11 protein-coding genes are annotated in these 13,701 nt (G+C 63.3%); 8 read left to right on the forward strand and 3 right to left on the reverse strand.

Annotation, left to right across the window (positions count from 1 at the left end):
• Positions 1-96: 96 nt before the first annotated feature.
• The 3 genes from pdxH (at position 97) to MOV80_RS18050 (ending at position 4,158) form a co-directional block, all read left to right on the forward strand.
• Positions 97-738, forward strand: coding sequence for a pyridoxamine 5'-phosphate oxidase (pdxH, locus tag MOV80_RS18040; RefSeq protein ID WP_043593460.1), 642 nt, complete (start codon positions 97-99; stop codon positions 736-738).
• A gap of 580 nt (positions 739-1,318) precedes the next feature.
• Positions 1,319-2,809 carry a M4 family metallopeptidase gene (locus MOV80_RS18045; RefSeq protein WP_118268515.1) on the forward strand — a complete coding sequence of 497 codons (1,491 nt, stop codon included), beginning with the start codon at positions 1,319-1,321 and terminating at the stop codon, positions 2,807-2,809.
• Positions 2,810-2,904: 95 nt separating this feature from the next.
• A complete protein-coding gene (locus tag MOV80_RS18050; RefSeq protein ID WP_107732204.1) occupies positions 2,905-4,158 on the forward strand; it encodes a M28 family metallopeptidase in 1,254 nt (417 codons plus the stop codon).
• A 75-nt stretch (positions 4,159-4,233) separates the two neighbouring features.
• On the opposite strand, the gene MOV80_RS18055 is transcribed toward MOV80_RS18050, so the two are convergent.
• A complete protein-coding gene (locus tag MOV80_RS18055; RefSeq protein WP_019101209.1) occupies positions 4,234-4,701 on the reverse strand; it encodes a GNAT family N-acetyltransferase in 468 nt (155 codons plus the stop codon).
• 166 nt (positions 4,702-4,867) lie between these two features.
• Here MOV80_RS18055 and parC point away from each other — a divergent pair, with 166 nt between their 5' ends.
• From parC to MOV80_RS18080, 5 genes are all read left to right on the forward strand, one after another.
• Positions 4,868-7,237, forward strand: a complete 2,370-nt coding sequence (gene parC / locus MOV80_RS18060; RefSeq protein ID WP_118268514.1) for a DNA topoisomerase IV subunit A — start codon at positions 4,868-4,870, stop codon at positions 7,235-7,237.
• Positions 7,234-8,787: an ATP-binding protein gene (locus tag MOV80_RS18065; protein ID WP_052052223.1), complete on the forward strand. Its 1,554-nt coding sequence runs from the start codon at positions 7,234-7,236 to the stop codon at positions 8,785-8,787. The genes parC and MOV80_RS18065 overlap by 4 nt, the downstream gene beginning before the upstream one ends.
• Complete coding sequence (locus tag MOV80_RS18070) at positions 8,780-10,111, forward strand: sigma-54 dependent transcriptional regulator (RefSeq protein ID WP_019103405.1); 1,332 nt, start codon at positions 8,780-8,782, stop codon at positions 10,109-10,111. Before MOV80_RS18065 ends, MOV80_RS18070 begins: the two co-directional genes overlap by 8 nt.
• A gap of 387 nt (positions 10,112-10,498) precedes the next feature.
• Positions 10,499-11,257 carry an ABC transporter substrate-binding protein gene (locus MOV80_RS18075; RefSeq protein WP_019103406.1) on the forward strand — a complete coding sequence of 253 codons (759 nt, stop codon included), beginning with the start codon at positions 10,499-10,501 and terminating at the stop codon, positions 11,255-11,257.
• 332 nt (positions 11,258-11,589) lie between these two features.
• On the forward strand, positions 11,590-11,805 hold the full coding sequence (locus MOV80_RS18080) for a YdcH family protein (protein WP_043593468.1): 216 nt from the start codon (positions 11,590-11,592) through the stop codon (positions 11,803-11,805).
• Between the two features lie 204 nt (positions 11,806-12,009).
• On the opposite strand, the gene MOV80_RS18085 is transcribed toward MOV80_RS18080, so the two are convergent.
• Positions 12,010-12,303: a hypothetical protein gene (locus MOV80_RS18085; RefSeq protein ID WP_019102311.1), complete on the reverse strand. Its 294-nt coding sequence runs from the start codon at positions 12,301-12,303 to the stop codon at positions 12,010-12,012.
• 117 nt (positions 12,304-12,420) lie between these two features.
• Positions 12,421-13,650, reverse strand: a complete 1,230-nt coding sequence (gene alr, locus MOV80_RS18090; RefSeq protein ID WP_043593469.1) for an alanine racemase — start codon at positions 13,648-13,650, stop codon at positions 12,421-12,423.
• Between the last annotated feature and the right edge of the window lie 51 nt (positions 13,651-13,701).

The raw sequence follows: 13,701 nt of genomic DNA on the forward strand, positions 1-13,701 counted from the left end.
GCGCCGCGCGCCGTCCAAAATAGCGCTCCTCTTGCGCAAACTCCTATATGGCCCAAGCGGAGCTGGCATAAGATAAGCCCCATCAAGGAGGACGAAATGTCGCTGAACCTCGCAGACATCCGCAAGGATTTTTCCAAGAAAGAACTGTCGCCGGAGGAGTGCCTGCCGGACCCGCTGGCCCAGTTGGAGAGCTGGCTGAACCAGGCCATCTCCGCGCAAGTGCCCGAGCCCACGGCGATGAACCTGGCCACGGCCGGGGCGGACGGCCGCCCCACTTCGCGCATCGTGCTGCTCAAGGGCGTGGAGAACGGCCAACTGCTGTTCTACACCAATTATCTGAGCCGCAAGGGCCGCCAGCTGAACGACAACCCCTATGTGGCGCTGACCTTCTTCTGGCCGGAGCTGGAGCGGCAGATCCGCATCGAGGGCCGCGCGGCCCAGGTGGCGCCGGAAGTGTCGGACGCTTATTTCGCCAGCCGCCCCTACACCAGCCGCGTCGGTGCCTGGGCCAGCGAACAGAGCAGCGAGATCGGCTCCAAGAGCGTGCTGGTGTCGCGAGCGGCGATGTTCGGGGTCAAGCACCCTCTGAACGTGCCGCGGCCGCCGCACTGGGGCGGCTACGCGGTGACGCCGGACCGGCTGGAATTTTGGCAGGGCCGCCCCAGCCGGCTGCATGACCGGGTACAGTATTCCCTGCAGGAAGACGGCGGCTGGAAGATCGCTCGGCTGGCGCCCTGAACCCGCCCGGGTGAGAACAACTCATTGATATCATGCGCTTTACGCATATTCAAAAAACCGCAACCATCTCAAATTAGACAGTTTGTCCGCTTTTATAGCGATTTGGATGTTGCCGCATCACAACAAGCCGCATCGGGATGGTGCGGCTTTTCATTTTCTTGATGTTTCCCTCTCTTCTCCTTGTCCACCAAGGATTCGACGCCCCGCTTTGATTTTGGTCATGCCCGTCGCCGGCAATCGCTAGGCAACTGGCACTTAGAACAGATGCATATCAAGACGGAAAAACCAATACATAATTTATGCATTTGGCAAGTGGTCGTCAGAACAAACCAAGCCAACGTCCTCTGGTTTCAGCAATTTCTTTCCCATGCTCAGAGCGGCGTCCCATGTCGGGAACGCATGAGGGACGCGGCGAAAACCTCTTCGCCAGATGGCGGCAGCCATCTAGAGGGAGCGATTTCCAAGCGTCCGAAAGGGCAGGCGCAAGCCTGTCTGGCGCCGGCGGCCTTTATGCAAGACCAGCCGGCTTGACGCGGGGCATTACCGTGTCCTGCTGATCTACATTGGAGAAAAAGTCGTGATGAAAACCCAAACTGCGATGGTTCGCGTACTGGTGCTGTCCGCTCTCGCCCTGGCTTACGGCTCCGCCCACGCCGCCGAGCGCGTCAACCTGGAAGCGCTGGCCAAATCCAGCAAACTCGTCGACGGCGCCAGCGTGTTCAGCGCAGCCGGCATCAACCGGAGCGAACTGAAAGCGCAACGCAGCGCCCAGTTCCCCAACGGCAAAGTCGTCACCCGCTACCAGCAGTACTATCAGGGCGTGCCAGTGTGGGGCGAGGCCGTGGTGGAGGAAAAACAGTTCGCCAAAGGCTCGTCCACGGCGTCGGCGAGCAAGCTGTCCGGTTACTATGTGCGCGGCATCGCCTCCGACCTGGCCACGGTCAAGCCGGCCCTCAGCGCCTCCCAGGCGCTCTCCAGCGCCAAGGCGCTGAAGGCCAACGGCTATGAAACCCGCAACGAGAAGACCGAACTGGTGGTGCGTCTGGACAACAACACCGCCCAACTGGTCTATCTGGTGTCCTTCCTGGTGGAAGGCGGCAAGGAACCCAGCCGCCCGCACTTCATCATCGACGCCAACAGCGGCCAGGTGCTGAAGCAGTGGGAAGGCCTGAACCACGCCGAAGCCAACGGCCCCGGCGGCAACGCCAAGACCGGCAAATACCTGTACGGCACCAACTACGGTCCGCTGATCGTCACCAGCGATTGCAAGATGGATAGCGGCAACGTGGCCACCATCAACCTGAACGGCGGCACCAGCGGCACCACCCCGTACAAGTTCGCTTGCCCCACCAACACCTACAAGCAGATCAACGGAGCCTACTCGCCGCTGAACGACGCCCACTACTTCGGCAACGTAGTGTTCAATCTGTACAAGGACTGGTTCAACCTGCGTCCGATCAACCAGAAGCTGCTGATGAAGGTGCACTACAGCCGCAACTATGAAAACGCGTTCTGGGACGGCAGCGCGATGACCTTCGGCGACGGCGCCACCCGCTTCTATCCGCTGGTGTCGCTGGATGTGTCCGCTCACGAAGTCAGCCACGGCTTCACCGAGCAGAACTCCGGCCTGGTCTACAGCGGCCAGTCCGGCGGCATCAACGAAGCGTTCTCCGACATGGCAGGCGAAGCCGCCGAGTACTACATGAAGGGCAAGAACGACTTCCTGGTGGGCGCGGAGATCTTCAAGCAGACCGGCGCGCTGCGCTACTTCGCCGACCCGACCAAGGACGGCCGCTCCATCGGCCACGCCAAGGACTACACCAGCGGCCTGGACGTGCACTACTCCAGCGGCGTGTACAACAAGGCCTTCTACCTGATCGCCACCAGCGCCGGCTGGAACACCCGCAAGGCCTTTGAAGTGTTCGTGGACGCCAACCGCCTGTACTGGACCGCCAACGCCACTTACAACAGCGCCGCTTGCGGGGTTGAAAAAGCGGCCGAAGCGCGCGGCTACAGCAAGGCCGACGTGACCAAGGCCTTCTCCGCCGTGGGCGTGGCTTGCGGCAGCTGATGACCGCCTAACGGCGCGGCCGTGACGGTCCGCGCCGTTTCTCCCATCCGCCGGCCATGGCTCGTTCATGGCCGGCATCGCTCAGGAATTCCGGAATGCTCACTCTCAAACCGAGTCTCGTCGCGCTCTTGGCCGCCACCAGCCTGGCCGGCGCCGCCCAGGCCGCCCCGGTGTGGATTTCCATCGGCGACGACGCCTACCAGCTATTGCAACAGGTCAGCCCGAAAAGCCGCAGTCAGGAAAGCCGCCAACTGGCGGTGAGCGCGCTGCCGGCCGGCGTGTCCGCCAAGGGCGTGACCACCGAGAAAGTCCACCTGGTGCAAGTGGACGACAGCGTGCTGCCGCAATTGTCGGATGCCATCCACCACAGCCTGCGCCATTGCGGTGGCTTCATCGTGCACAAGGATCTGCAGGACGCGCGCACAGCGCTAAAGGCCCCTGTGGCCAGCACGCTGCTGCCCAGCTACCAGATCAACGACCAGGCCGTCGTCAACAAGCTGTTGCCGCAGCTGCAGGACAGCAACATCCTCGGCACCATCCAGTCCCTGTCCAACTACCAGAACCGCTTCTACACCACCAGCCACGGCGTCAACGCCTCCAACTGGATCGCCAGCCAATGGCGGCAGCTGGCCGCCGGCCGCGGCGACGTGAGCGTGGAACAGTTCGCCCACAGCGCCTGGCCGCAAAAATCGGTAATCCTCACCATCAAGGGCAAGGACAATGCAGCCGAAACCCTGGTGCTGGGCGGGCATCTGGACTCCACCGTGGGCAACGGCACCGGCGAAACCAGCCGCGCGCCGGGCGCCGACGACGACGCCTCCGGCATCGCCAGCCTGACCGAGGTGATTCGCGTGCTGATGGCCAACAACTACCAGCCGCGCCGCACTATCAAGTTCATGGCCTACGCGGCGGAAGAAGTCGGCCTGCGCGGCTCCTCCGACATCGCCAACCGCTACAAGCAGCAGAAGGTCAACGTAGTGGGGGCCTTGCAGCTGGACATGACCAACTACCAGGGCAGCGCGGAGGACATCTTCCTGTTCACCGACTACACCAACGCGTCGCAGAACACCTTCCTAGCCAACCTGGCCAAGGTCTACCTGCCTAGTCTGAAAGTGGGCTACAGCTCGTGCGGCTACGCGTGCTCCGACCACGCCTCTTGGCACAAGAACGGCTATCCGGCGTCCTTCCCGTTCGAATCCGCCTTCAACCAATCCAACCCCAACATCCACACCGTGCGCGACACCCTCCCCAGCGCCGGCAACCAGGCTCGCCACGCGCTGAAGTTCTCTCAACTGGCGCTGGCTTACGCGGTGGAATTGGGCAGCGACGGCCCGGCGGTCAAACGCTGAGCCCGTCCTCCCGCTTAATGCGCCCACCCCTTCGCGGGGTGGGTTTTTCATTGCGAGCAGTACAATATCATTGTTTTAAGCGCTGGCCTCGCGCCGCATATCCACATGCGGAATCCCCCCGTCGTCGTAAGGCTCGGACACCGCGCGGAAACCAAAGCTCTCGTACAAGGCCTGCGCGTCGGTCTGCGCCGACAACATGATGGCCGCCTGGGGAAAATGCGCGCGGCACTGCGCCACCGCCTGCGCCAGCAGCGCCTTGCCCAAGCCCTGGCCACGCGCCTCCGGCGCCACCACGACCCGGCCTATCGCCGCCGCGTCCGGGTATTTCTCCCCCGGCGCAATCAAGCGCGCGTAAGCCAGCAGCCGGCCGCCGTCGTCGTGTCCGGACAGGTGCAGACAGTGCACATCCACGCCGTCCACATCGCCGTAAATCGACTGCTGCTCCACCACGAACACCTGGTCGCGCAGCTGCAAGGCCCGATACAACGCCAGCGGCGTAAAACCATCGAAACGGTGGCAGTGCCACGCAACTCGGTTTGCCATAGTAGAATTCCCCTGAACTGATTCATTATCATCGGCCGGCTTGCGGCGCGTCCGGGCCAAGCTTACGACAACGCGTCCTCGCCAGCTATAACCGTGAGGACAGGCTTTGCCGTGGCGCAAACGCCGGCCGATGAACGCTAACCGATTCACCTCCTGCCTTGCCCATATGAACGATAACGATCTGTTTGCCGAGAATACGCCGGACGGCGCCGCCGCCCTGACCCCGCCGCCGCCCACTCCGCCCGCGGCGGACGCCGACAATGGCGAGTGGATTCCACTGGACCTCTACGCTGAGCGCGCCTATCTGGAATACGCCATGAGCGTGGTCAAGGGCCGCGCGCTGCCGGAAGTGGCCGACGGCCAGAAGCCGGTGCAGCGCCGCATCCTGTACGCGATGCGCGACATGGGCTTGGCCCACGGCGCCAAGCCGGTGAAATCGGCGCGCGTGGTTGGTGAAATCCTGGGTAAATACCACCCGCACGGCGACAGCTCCGCCTACGAAGCGCTGGTGCGCATGGCGCAGGACTTCACGCTGCGCTACCCGCTGATCGACGGCCAGGGCAACTTCGGCAGCCGCGACGGCGACGGCGCGGCGGCGATGCGTTACACCGAGGCGCGGCTGACGCCGATCGCAGATCTGCTGCTGTCGGAAATCGACATGGGCACGGTGGACTTCGTACCCAATTACGACGGCGCCTTCGAGGAGCCGCGCTTGCTGCCGGCGCGCCTGCCCATGGTGCTGCTCAACGGCGCCTCCGGCATCGCCGTGGGTCTCGCCACCGAAATCCCGCCGCACAATCTGACCGAAGTGGCCAGCGCCTGCATCGCCTTGCTGGACAACCCGGAGCTGGACACCGCGGCGCTGATGCAATACGTGCCCGGGCCGGACTTCCCCGGCGGCGGCCAGATCATCACCCCGGCCGAAGACATCCTCGCCGCCTATGAAAGTGGCCGCGGCAGCGTGCGCGTGCGCGCCAAATGGGAAGTGGAAAAACTGGCGCGCGGCCAGTGGCGCGTGATCGTGTCCGAACTGCCACCCGGCTCCAGCGCGCAAAAAGTGCTGGCGGAAATCGAAGAAGCCACCAATCCCAAGGTCAAAACCGGCAAGAAGACGCTGACTCAGGATCAGCAAAACCTGAAGAGCCTGATGTTGTCGCTGCTGGACCGCGTGCGTGACGAATCCGACAGCGAGTGCCCTGTGCGCCTGGTGTTCGAACCCAAGTCCAGCCGCCAGGATCCAGACGAATTCATCAATATCCTTCTGGCGCAGACCAGCCTGGAAGGCAATGCCTCGATGAACCTGGTGATGATAGGCCTGGACGGACGGCCGGGTCAGAAAGGCCTAAAGCCCATTCTCAGCGAGTGGCTGGACTTCCGCCGCGTTACCGTCACCCGCCGCCTGCAGCACAGGCTGGCCCAGGTGGAAAAACGCATCCACATCCTGGAAGGCCGGATGATCGCCTTCATCCACATTGATGAAGTGATTCGCGTGATACGCGAATCCGACGAGCCCAAGCCGGACCTGATCAAGGCCTTCGGCCTGACCGAGATACAGGCGGAGGACATCCTGGAAATCCGCCTGCGCCAACTGGCGCGGCTGGAAGGCTTCAAGCTGGAGAAAGAGCTGTCCGATCTGCGCGAGGAGCGCGAAGGCCTGCGCCACGTGCTGGACACGCCGGACGCGCTGCGCAGCATGATGCGCGAGGAAATCCAGGCCGACGCCGCCAAGTACGGCGACAAGCGCCGCAGCGAGATCAAGACCGCCGAGCGCGCGGTGCTGACCCAAACCATAGCCGACGAACCGGTCACCATCATCCTGTCGCAGAAGGGCTGGATCCGCGCCCGCGTCGGCCACAACGTGGACCTCGCCGCGCTGGCCTTCAAGGACGGCGACGCGCTGCACACCGTCGTGGAAACCCGCACCGTGTGGTCGGTAATCGTGCTGGACAGCAAGGGCCGCGCCTACACCGTGGACCCGGCGGACGTGCCGACCGGCCGCGGCGACGGCGTGCCGGTGGCTTCGCTGGTGGACCTGCAGGACGGCGCCAAGCCGGCCCAGATGCTATCCGGAAAGGACGAGGCCCGATTTGTCGTCGCCGGTTCCGGCGGCTACGGCTTCATTGCCAAGCTGGGCGACATGGCCGGACGGGTCAAGGCCGGCAAGGCCTTCCTGACGCTGAACCCGGAAGAAACCGTGCTGGCCCCGGCGCCGCTGCCGGCCTCCGGCATAGGCGAGGGCACCCAACTGGTGGCCGCCGCAGACAACGGCCGCCTGCTGGCCTTCCCGGCCGCCGAACTCAAGGAGCTGGCCAAGGGCCGCGGCTTGATGCTGATGGCGGTGGAAGACGGCGAAGCCGTCACCGCCGTCGGCCTGGTCAACGGCGAAAAAGCGCTGCTGTCCACGCTGTCGGTGCGCGGCAAGGCCTCCGATGAAAAACTGGCGCTGGCGGAGTTCGCCGGCAAGCGCGGCAAGAAGGGCAAGCTGATGCCGAAGAAATGGAGCGTCAGCGCCATCAGCGAGCTGCCGACGACATGAACCGGGACCGCCCGCCGACGCCGTTGACCCCGCGCAGCGGGCTGGTCTTCATCAACAGCTTCCGGGCGGCGCTGCTGCTGGTGCTGCTGACGATGTCCCTGTTCGCCAACCGCGAAGGCGAATCGCTGGTGGCCGGCGGCAAGGCCTTCTATCTATGGAGCGGCGTCTACGCCGCGCTGATCGGGGCATGGTTCCTGCTGCGCAACGGCCGGCTGGCCCACACCCTGCAGCTGACGCTGGCCATCGCCGCCGACATCGCGATGATTGTGCTGCTGATGGGCATCAACGACGGCGTGCGCAGCGGCTACGGCATCCTGCTCTTGCCCTATCTGGCGGTGGCCGGCCTGCTGTCATCCGGCCGCTACGCGCTGTTCTACGCCTCCATCGCCACGCTGATCCTGCTGTCCTTCGTCGGCGTCGAGCAATACCTGGGCATAGGCCGCGGCTCGGATTTCTACTACTCCGCGCTGCTGGCCACCGCCGGCTTCATCACCTCCATCGTTACCTGGAGACTGGGCCGGGTGGCGCGCGACTCCGAAGCGCTGGCCACCCGCCGCGGCGGCGAGATCGCCAACCTCAACCGCCTGAACGAGCTGGTGTTGCAAAGCCAGCGCGACGCGGTGGTGGTGCTGGCCCCCTCCGGCCTTCTGCGTCAGTTCAACAATCAAGCGGCGCGCTACTTCGGCGCCATGCGCCGCGGCCACCCCGTTCCCGAACTGCTGCCGCTGGTGGAACGCTGGCGGCACAACGGCTGCCCGCCCAATCCCAGCTTCATCGACCGCAACATCCGCGGCCGTCAATTGGTGGGCCGCATGGTGCCGGTGCTGGTGGGCGACGATCACGCTCTCCTGCTGTTCATGCGCGACATGGCGGACATGGCGGAGGAGGGCAAACGCGTCAAACTGGCGGCGCTGGGGCGGCTCACCGCCAATATCGCCCATGAAATCCGCAACCCGCTGTCGGCGATCAACCACGCGGCCGACCTGCTGGCCGAAGACGAAACCGACCCCGCGCGCCAACGGCTGATCCGCATCGTGCAGGGCAACAGCAAACGCATCAATCACATGGTGCAAGAAGTGCTGGCCTTGAACCGCCGCGACCGGATCAAACCGGAGCCGATACGGCTGCAACCCTTCCTGGACGAGCTGCTGGACCACTTCGGCGTAGTGGAAGCCGCCGCCGCCGGCGCGATCTGCTGCGTCTACCAGGCGCAGACCGCCGCGGTCCAGTTCGACCGCGGCCACTTTGGCCAGATTCTCAACAATCTACTGGCCAACGCCTGGCGCTACTCCAGCAAACAGCCGGGCGCGGTGCGCATCGAAGTGGGCGAGGTGGAAAACCACCTGACCATCAAGGTCATGGACGATGGCCCAGGCATGAGCGAAGATGCCCAGGCCCGCTTGTTCGAACCCTTTTTCACCACGGAAAGCGCCGGCACCGGACTGGGCCTGTACATCGCTCGCGAACTGGCGGAAGCCAACGACGCGCGCTTGGACTACTGCCCGCCCGGCGGCGTGTTCCGTCTGATCTGTCACAAGGCTTATGGCTAAATCTTCCCTGCGCGTGCTGGTGATCGACGACGAACCGGACATCCGCGAACTGCTGGAACTGACCCTGATCAAGATGGGTCTGGACGTGGCCACCGCCGCCAGCGTCGGCGCCGCCAAACTCAGCCTGAACAGCCAGCCCTTCGACCTGGCGCTGACCGATATGCGCCTGCCGGACGGCGAGGGCATCGAAGTGGTGCGTCATATCGCCGAACAGGGCCTGGACGTGCCCATCGCGGTGATCACCGCCTACGGCAACACCGACAACGCGGTGCTGGCGATGAAGGCCGGCGCCTTCGACTACCTGCAAAAACCGGTCAGTCTGGCGCAATTGCGCAGTCTGGTGAAATCCGTGCTGCGTGTGGACAACGGCAAAACCGAGGCCGCGGTGCGGCTCGACGGCGAATCGCCGGCGATCCAGGAAGCGCTGCGCTTGATCGGCAAGCTGGCGCGCAGTCAGGCCGCGGTTTACGTCAGCGGCGAATCCGGCACCGGCAAGGAACAGGCGGCGCGGATGATACACGAGCACAGCGCGCGCTCCGAACGGCCGTTCATCCCGGTCAACTGCGGCGCCATCCCGGAAACGCTGATGGAAAGCGAATTCTTCGGCTACCGCAAAGGCGCGTTCACCGGCGCCGACAACGACCGCGACGGTTTCTTCCAGCAAGCCAACGGCGGCACGCTGTTTCTGGACGAAGTGGCCGACCTGCCGCTGGCGATGCAGGTCAAACTGCTGCGCGCGATTCAGGAAAAGAAAGTGCGCCGCCTGGGCAACGCCCAGGAAGAAGCGGTGGACGTGCGCATCATCTGCGCCACCCACAAGGACCTGGCGGCGCGGGTAGACGCCGGCAACTTTCGCCAGGACCTGTACTACCGGCTAAATGTGCTGCCGCTGCGCATGCCGCCGCTGCGCGAACTGCGCGAGGATCTGCCGCGCTACATCGCCAGCCTGCTGGAACGCTTTTCCCCCGACGAAAAGCCGCGGCTGGCGCCCGCGGCGCTCAAAGCCTTGCTGGAATACAACTATCCGGGTAATTTCCGCGAACTGGAAAACATCCTGGAACGCGCGGTGGCCCTGGCCAACGACGCCCGTATTGAATTGCAGGATCTGCAACTGCTGCCGAGCGATCACGCCGGCCAGGGCGATGGCGAGGCGCCGACCTGCGCCGACGGCGAAGCGCTGCAGGACTTTCTAGACCGCGTGGAACGCGAAGCCATCCTCAAGGCGCTGGAGAGCACTCGCTTCAATCGCACCCAGGCCGCCAAGATGCTAGGCGTCACCTTCAGATCGATGCGCTATCGGATGGAAAGACTGGGCATCAAGTAAGAATCTGTTTACGATCTGCTACGCTTCGTGAGACGTGACGCGGAGAGGACTGTTTCGAAATGCTCATGTACCGCTTGTGCTTTCCGCTTTCTCGACGGTTTTCGCCTTGTCTCGCCCTTCTCGCGAGACTTTGAACAGACTCTAAGCACGCTGTGGATAAGCACGGCATTGCGCCAAACCCTGTGGATAAGCCATATTCTCGCTTTTTGCCGGTTCCCCGCCGGAAACCGGGGAAGCACGCCCGCGCAATCGCTACAATGCGGCAGCCGCGGCCCGCGTCCACGCATTAGGCAAGGCTGGACCCAGGCCAGCGGCTATAAAGAATCTATTCGACGGCCCCGCCCAAGGGCGCGCCATTGCAACCATATCGATATTCGCTACCGGCCCATGGCTTTCACGCCGCTCCATCTCGTCCTTCTCGCCTTGCCGGCCCTGCTTCTCAGCGCCCAGATTGCGGCGCTGCCGTCGCTACGGGTGGCGCTGGGCGAAACCAAACAACCCTATATCGACGCCGAGCGCGGCAAGGGCGTGGAATACGACATCGTCAGCCAAGCCCTGAGCCAGGCGGGTTATCAGCCGCAAATCCGCTTCGGCCCCAATCTGCGCGCGCACACCTGGCTGGCAAACGGCCAGGTGGACGCCGCCATCGCCAACAGCGGCGGCCATGTGTCCGAGCCCTACATCGTTTACCAGAACATGGCGATCACGCTGTGCAAACGCCGCATCCACCTGCAGCGGCTGGACGACCTGGTTCGCTTCCGGGTGGCGGCCTTTCAGGGCGCCCACCTATATCTGGGCCCCGCCTTCGCCGCGCTGACGCCGCAGATTCCGTCCTACCGCGAGGAATCGCCGCAGGTCACTCTCAACCGCCTGTTGTACAGCGAACGCGCCGACGTGGCGATTTCAGACGTCAACATCTTCCAGCAGTTTAGCCACGATCTCCGCCGCGAGATCGACATCAAAGCCAAGCTCTGTCCGTACGCACTGTTCACGCCCACTCATTACCGGCTGGCCTTTCGGAATGTCCGCGATCGGGACCGTTTCAATCTGGGCCTGCGCCGCTTCGCCGCCGCTGGCGGCTACGAGAAACTGGCCAAACGCTATCAGCTTCCCACCCAGCAGGGGCGCCCCTGGTTCAAGCCCTGAGAACCTGTTCATAGTCCGCTACGCATCGGCAATACCGCGTTGAAACCGACTTCGAAATGCTCATGTACCCCATGTACATTCCGCTTTTTCGCTCGTTTTCGCCTTGTCTCGTTCTTGCTCGCGACACTTTGAACACACCCTGGGAACCTGTTGCTGCGCCCGGCTGGCCTAAGGGTGGGTATCTGCTCTGGATCAATAACCTTCGCCACCGCGCGGTGTTAGCATGGTTTGGCAGTATCCGATCGCTGACGACCACAGGATTTTGCCCTTACGCTTCGCTCAGGCCCATGTCGTTAGCCGCTCCATGTATCCACCCGCCCAAGGAGTCGCCCATGTTTCCCGAATACCGCGAATTGATCAGCAAGCTGAAAACCGAAGACGATCACTTTACCCGCCTGTTCAACAAACACAACGATTTGGACCAGAAGATCAAGAATATGGAAGCGCGCATCGAGCCTTCCGCCGACTTCGAAATCGAAAATCTGAAGAAGGAAAAACTACGGCTCAAGGATGAGTTGTACGCCATCCTGAGGAAAGCGGCCGATTAGAACGTGTTTACGATCTCGCGAGCTAAGGCGAAACAAGGCGGAAACGAGCGAAAAAGCGGAATGTACATACGGAGCATTCTGAGATCTTTTCCAACACCGTATCGCCGCAGCGCAGCAGATCGTAAACAGGTTCTTAGGCCCGGCGCCTCCGCGCAATGACAAAGCCCGCCATCTGGCGGGCTTTTGCATGAGCCGTGCACGGAATCAGACCTTGGGCGCGTCTTTTTCCAGCTCCGCCAGGATCGCGTCCGGCTCCTGGGTGACTTCCAACACTTTGCGGATGCGATTGAACGCCTCGCAGGCATCGGCCGGATACTTGCCGAACGGCGTCAGCCCGCCATGGCTCCAGCCCGCGGCGGCCAGCACGTCCTTGCGGAACTGCGAGCCGTCGGCGCTGCCGCCGGCGATCTGCTGCAAGGCCCGGTCAATTAGAATATGCGGAAACGGGTTGCGGGACAGCGTGGTGAAATGCTCGGGGCGAACTTCGTCGAACTGCATGGCTTACTCCTGATGCGGGGACATGATTCATCTAAGTCCAAACCGAGGCAATTCGCCAGCAGACTGTGAAGACTCACACTGCCGCCGCCGCTCTCGGCGGCGGCGACGCGGCCCGATTTAGCGGTTCACCAGCAGTTTGGGATTGGAATTGCCCCACACGGTGTAGAGGTCCGCCAGCAAGGCGCCGTTGATGTCCTCCAGCTCGCCGGCGCTGATTTCGGCCTGGCCCTGCTTGCCGAACAACACCACCTCGTCGCCTATCTTGGCTCCCGGAATCTCGGTCACATCCACCATCAAGGTGTTCATAGACACCTTGCCCACCACCGGCGCGCGCTGACCATTGACCAACACATGCGCCTTATTGGTGAAAGCGCGACGATAACCGTCGGAATACCCGACCGGGATGTTGGCCAGCAAGGACTCGCGCTTCAGGGTGTAAGTACGGTCATAGCCCACGGTATTGCCGGCCGGATAACGGTTGACCGCCGCCACTCGCGATTTAAACGCCATCACGCGCAGATACTCGGTGTGGCTGGGCACGGTGTCGCCGAAGATGGCGCCGCCCGGGCGCACCATGTCCAGTCGGGCTTCCGGCACTTCCAGCGTGGCGAAGCTATTAGCGCAGTGCAGGGTGATTTTGCTGCGGTCCAGCCCGCCGGCCTTGATCAGCCAAGCGCTTTCCTTATTGAACGCCGCCAGGCCTTTTTGCACGTCGGCCTTATCCTCCACCGGGAAGTGGGTCATGATGCCCACCACTTGCAGATTAGGCAGCTTGAGCATGGCCAGGGCATCGCGGCGGCCTTGCTTGCTGGCCAGCTCCACTCCGTTGCGGCTGATGCCGGCGGAGTTGATGGCCAGATGGATTTGCAGCGTCTTGCCCTGGCGCTTGGCCAGCGCGGACGCCTGACGCGCCAACTCCAGATTGCCCACCAGCTCTTGCATATCGTATTGCAGGCCGTCGGCTATCTCTTCCTGCGTGGCGCTGCGCACGCGCGCAACCACGCCTTTGTAGCCGCTGGCGCGGGCCACGCGGGCCTCTTCATTGCTGGCGATGCCCACGCAGGGAATACCCTGGGCGATGATGGACGGCATCACGTTGGCGATACCGTGGCCATAAGCGTCCGCCTTCAAGATGGCGCACACCTTGGTGTCTGCACCCACCAAGCGCTTGAGCTCGGCCAGGTTGTGATCCAGCGCCGCCTTATCGATTTCCAGCCAAGCGTTGCCGCGCGCGGCTTCCGCGGTGGAACCGCTGTTGGCGGCCATCAGCGGCGGCGCAGCCATGGTCAGCGCGGGCGCCAAGGCCAGGCCCAGCGACAAGGCCAGCAGTGTTTTCTTGAATTGCATAAATCGTCCCCCGAGTGTGAATGCCGCTTGCCGACAAGGCGGTTCCGGCAT

Source organism: Chromobacterium sp. IRSSSOUMB001, assembly GCF_023507765.1.
In the GTDB taxonomy this organism is placed as follows: Bacteria; Pseudomonadota; Gammaproteobacteria; order Burkholderiales; family Chromobacteriaceae; genus Chromobacterium; species Chromobacterium haemolyticum.

What these genes read in the sequence shown, in the direction of transcription:
- pdxH (WP_043593460.1), top strand. Translation starts at nt 97, where the DNA reads ATGTCGCTGAACCTCGCAGACATCCGCAAGGATTTTTCCAAGAAAGAA.
- MOV80_RS18045 (WP_118268515.1), top strand. Translation starts at nt 1,319, where the DNA reads ATGAAAACCCAAACTGCGATGGTTCGCGTACTGGTGCTGTCCGCTCTC.
- MOV80_RS18050 (WP_107732204.1), top strand. Translation starts at nt 2,905, where the DNA reads ATGCTCACTCTCAAACCGAGTCTCGTCGCGCTCTTGGCCGCCACCAGC.
- MOV80_RS18055 (WP_019101209.1), bottom strand. Translation starts at nt 4,701, where the DNA reads ATGGCAAACCGAGTTGCGTGGCACTGCCACCGTTTCGATGGTTTTACG.
- parC (WP_118268514.1), top strand. Translation starts at nt 4,868, where the DNA reads ATGAACGATAACGATCTGTTTGCCGAGAATACGCCGGACGGCGCCGCC.
- MOV80_RS18065 (WP_052052223.1), top strand. Translation starts at nt 7,234, where the DNA reads ATGAACCGGGACCGCCCGCCGACGCCGTTGACCCCGCGCAGCGGGCTG.
- MOV80_RS18070 (WP_019103405.1), top strand. Translation starts at nt 8,780, where the DNA reads ATGGCTAAATCTTCCCTGCGCGTGCTGGTGATCGACGACGAACCGGAC.
- MOV80_RS18075 (WP_019103406.1), top strand. Translation starts at nt 10,499, where the DNA reads ATGGCTTTCACGCCGCTCCATCTCGTCCTTCTCGCCTTGCCGGCCCTG.
- MOV80_RS18080 (WP_043593468.1), top strand. Translation starts at nt 11,590, where the DNA reads ATGTTTCCCGAATACCGCGAATTGATCAGCAAGCTGAAAACCGAAGAC.
- MOV80_RS18085 (WP_019102311.1), bottom strand. Translation starts at nt 12,303, where the DNA reads ATGCAGTTCGACGAAGTTCGCCCCGAGCATTTCACCACGCTGTCCCGC.
- alr (WP_043593469.1), bottom strand. Translation starts at nt 13,650, where the DNA reads ATGCAATTCAAGAAAACACTGCTGGCCTTGTCGCTGGGCCTGGCCTTG.